The sequence below is a fragment of the Polaromonas sp. genome (genome assembly GCF_018780625.1).
Classification (GTDB): domain Bacteria; phylum Pseudomonadota; class Gammaproteobacteria; order Burkholderiales; family Burkholderiaceae_C; genus Polaromonas.
Map to the genome: position 1 here is coordinate 1 of NZ_JADMJK010000168.1, position 2,523 is coordinate 2,523.

General features: G+C 64.8%; 2 protein-coding genes and 1 pseudogene. 1 reads left to right on the forward strand and 2 read right to left on the reverse strand.

Going from position 1 to position 2,523, the window contains the following annotated elements; translation table 11 throughout:
- A pseudogene (locus IV091_RS13460) lies at positions 1–158 on the forward strand (multidrug transporter); the annotation flags it as partial.
- 59 nt (positions 159–217) lie between these two features.
- On the opposite strand, the gene murI reads toward IV091_RS13460, so the two are convergent.
- Both murI and IV091_RS13470 read right to left on the reverse strand, forming a co-directional pair.
- Complete coding sequence (gene murI, locus IV091_RS13465; protein ID WP_293469558.1) at positions 218–1,018, reverse strand: glutamate racemase; 801 nt, start codon at positions 1,016–1,018, stop codon at positions 218–220.
- A gap of 139 nt (positions 1,019–1,157) precedes the next feature.
- The coding region (locus IV091_RS13470) for a fumarate hydratase (protein ID WP_293469559.1) at positions 1,158–2,523 on the reverse strand (1,366 nt) is incomplete at its 5' end.

Sequence of the window (2,523 nt, forward strand, 5' to 3'; positions counted from 1 at the left end):
TGCTCGATGCGCAGCGTTCGCTGTTCACGGCACGGCAGGCGGTGGTGCAAACCCGGCTGGCCCAGTTGCAAAGCCAGGTCACCCTGTACAAGACGCTCGGTGGCGGCTGGAAAGAGCCTGCAGAGGACTTGGCCGCACAGGCTGCGCCCCGGCCGTAAGTTTCTGATTTTTAAGCGATTCAGGGCTCTGGCCCAATCGCTGCGAGCACAAGCAGCTATTAAATCAGGAGCGTTTTGACCGGGTCTGGCAAACCCAGCCAGCGCCTGGCCGCAGCCTGCAGGGTTTGCGGCTGGCCGGTGGTGAACAGGCTGACCTGTCCAGGCGGTGCGTTTGCCGGCATCACGGACGCGGGGACCAGCCGCCGCGTCTGGCGCGCAACGGCCTCACCGTTGTCGATGATCTGCACGCCCCCACCCACCATGGCGCGCAGGTGGTCGCTTGCAAACGGGTAATGGGTGCAACCCAGCACCAGCGTGTCGATCTGCCCGTTTTCAGTGCCAAAAATGCCCATGGCCTGCGTGTAGCGGGCGCACAGTGCTATGGTTTCTGCGGTGTCGCCAGTTTCGGCGCTGCGTTCAATGGCGTCCGCCAGGCCATCGCAGGCCTGCGCCACAAAGCTGGCACCCCCGGCCTGTGAGGCCAGCAGCGCCTGAAACTTGGCGCTGGCCAGCGTGCTGCGCGTGGCCACCACGCCAATGCGCCCGGTCTGGCTGAGCGCCACGGCTGGCTTCAGCGCCGGCTCCACGCCAATCAGCGCCAAGCCGGGATGCTCGGCGCGCAGCAAATGAATCGCGGCCGCCGTGGCCGTGTTGCAGGCGATCACCATCGCCGGGACGTTCTGGCTGAGCAGGTAGCGGGTGATGGCGCGTGAGCGCTCCAGCACATGCGCCTCATCGCGTTCCCCATAAGGCGCGTAGCCGCTGTCGGCGACGTAGATGAAGTGCGCGTGCGGCATTTCGGCCCGCAGCGCCTTGAGCACGCTGAGGCCGCCTATGCCGCTGTCAAATACCCCGATCAAGATGGCCCCCACGCTTGTCGCTTCGCGTACTGCGCTGCCCCCCGAGGGGGCCGCTGCGCCTGCGGACTGGCGAAGCCAGATCCGGGGCCCCTGCTTGAAAGAAGATGGCTCCCACGGTTGTTCACCATCTGGCCTTCGTTCAAGCGCTGGTGACGGGAATGTTCTTGAACTCGCCCATGGCAATCTTTTGCTGCCACTCGGCCGGGCCGGTGATGTGGGCGCTGGTGCCGCCCGAATCCACCGCCACGGTCACGGGCATGTCCACCACGTCAAATTCGTAAATCGCTTCCATGCCCAGGTCGGCAAAGCCCACCACTTCGGCGTGCTTGATGGCCTTGGACACCAGGTAGGCGGCACCGCCCACGGCCATCAGGTAGGCGCTCTGGTGTTTCTTGATAGCTTCAATCGCGACCGGGCCGCGCTCTGCCTTGCCCACCATCGAGATCAAACCGGTCTGCGCCAGCATCATTTCGGTGAAGCCGTCCATGCGGGTCGCCGTGGTCGGGCCGGCCGGGCCGACGGCCTCGCCCTTGACCGGATCGACCGGGCCAACGTAGTAAATCACGCGGTTGGTGAAGTCGACCGGCAGCTTTTCGCCCTTGGCCAGCATGTCGGCAATGCGCTTGTGCGCCGCGTCGCGGCCGGTCAGCATCTTGCCGTTGAGCAGCAGGGTCTGGCCGGGCGTCCAGCTGGCGACTTCTTCCTTCGTCAGCGTGTTGAGGTCGACCTTCTTGCTTTTGACGTAGTCGGGCGTCCAGTTCACGTCGGGCCAAGTGCTAAGGGCCGGCGGCGTCAGGTAGACCGGGCCGCTGCCGTCCATGACGAAATGGGCGTGGCGCGTCGCGGCGCAGTTCGGGATCATGGCCACCGGCTTGCTGGCCGCGTGCGTCGGGTACATCTTGATCTTGACGTCGAGCACGGTGGTCAGGCCGCCCAGGCCTTGCGCGCCAATACCCAGCGCGTTGACCTTCTCGAACAGTTCCAGCCGCAGGGCCTCGACCTTGGTCAGCGCTTCGCCCGCAGCCGATTTGGCCTGCAGCTCGTACATGTCCAGATCGTCCATCAGGCTTTCCTTGGCCATCATCACAGCTTTTTCAGCGGTGCCGCCAATGCCGATGCCCAGCATGCCGGGCGGGCACCAGCCGGCGCCCATGGTCGGCACGGTCTTGAGCACCCAGTCAACAACGGAGTCGCCGGGGTTGAGCATGACCATCTTGCTCTTGTTCTCGCTGCCGCCGCCCTTGGCCGCGACGGTGATGTCCACCTTGTTGCCGGGAACGATTTCGGTGAAGATCACCGCTGGTGTGTTGTCCTTGGTGTTCTTGCGGTCGAACTGCGGGTCGGCCACGACGGAAGCGCGCAGGGTGTTGTCGGGGTGGTTGTAGCCCTGGCGAACGCCTTCGTTGATGGCATCGTCCAGGCTACCGGAAAAACCTTCCCAGCGCACGTCCATGCCGACCTTGAGGAACACGTTGACGATGCCGGTGTCCTGGCAGATCGGGCGG